At 66.6% G+C, this 815-nt stretch carries 2 protein-coding genes; both read right to left on the bottom strand.

Translation table 11 applies throughout. The annotated features are described in order from the left end of the window. Nucleotides 1-44: 44 nt before the first annotated feature. Nucleotides 45-257, bottom strand: a complete 213-nt coding sequence (locus VQ02_RS34305; RefSeq protein ID WP_048448757.1) for a hypothetical protein — start codon at nucleotides 255-257, stop codon at nucleotides 45-47. Between the two features lie 59 nt (nucleotides 258-316). Further along, nucleotides 317-815 (bottom strand): phage major capsid protein (locus VQ02_RS34300; protein WP_048448756.1); only part of this gene is annotated, 499 nt, incomplete at its 5' end.

Genomic DNA, 815 nt, shown 5'->3' with positions numbered 1-815 from the left:
CCGTCTCGTGGGCTCGGGCGGGGTGACGACGACGGCGCGCATGATCAGGCCTTGATGCGACGCGACGCAGGCTCACCCTTGTTCGCCGGCTCCGGCTCCATCTTGTTGTCGGGTGCGGCGGTCGCTTTCCCCTCGGCAATCATGCCGCGGTCGATGAGGCTTTTGCGGTCGGTAGCGTTCTCGACCTCGATGGGGCTACCGACGTCACGAATGGCGCCACCGAAATAGAACGGCGTCTGGACAATGAGCTTGGACATTTCGCCACCCATCATGCGCGAGGGGACGGGCGCCAGGATCAGCGCCCGCCGGGGTTGGCTCAGGTCGCGGCCGGGAACGCGCCGCCGACGAAAGCGGTGGGCCGGGTGACGGTGAGCGCCAGGCGCTCCTCGCCACGCAGGGTCAGCATGTTCTTGACGAAGTTGTCGCGATCCTCGGAGCTGATCTGGACGTTCGCCTGCTCACGGTCCCAGATCTTCGCAGCCAGCGCGAAGGCGCCGACCATGAAGGTGCCGACCGCCATGGCATCGCTCTCGACGACGCGCAGGCCCCAGAGGCGCGGTTCGGCGCCTGTGGTGACCGCGGCGTGGAGATAGGCGCCCTGGGTGTCCTTCATGAGCTCGATGGCCGCCCAGTCCTCGGGGTTGAGGACGACAGCGGTCGCCGGGAAGAAGGACTTGCGTACCTGCAGCTTCGCCCAGCGGATGTGATCCACGCGCTTCGGGGCGGTTGGGATGCCAGTTGCAGAGTAGGCGGTACGCTGGGTGTAGATGCCGTGCAGGTGACCGGTGGTACCAGCGCCAAGCAAAAGCTCGTTC

Source organism: Methylobacterium variabile, assembly GCF_001043975.1.
Classification (GTDB): Bacteria; Pseudomonadota; Alphaproteobacteria; order Rhizobiales; family Beijerinckiaceae; genus Methylobacterium; species Methylobacterium variabile.
Note: the sequence above shows the minus strand (reverse complement) of the source record. Positions and strands in the feature narration are given on the sequence as shown.

Excerpts from the sequence above, each read along its gene's own strand:
- VQ02_RS34305 (WP_048448757.1), bottom strand. The coding sequence starts at position 257 with ATGTCCAAGCTCATTGTCCAGACGCCGTTCTATTTCGGTGGCGCCATT.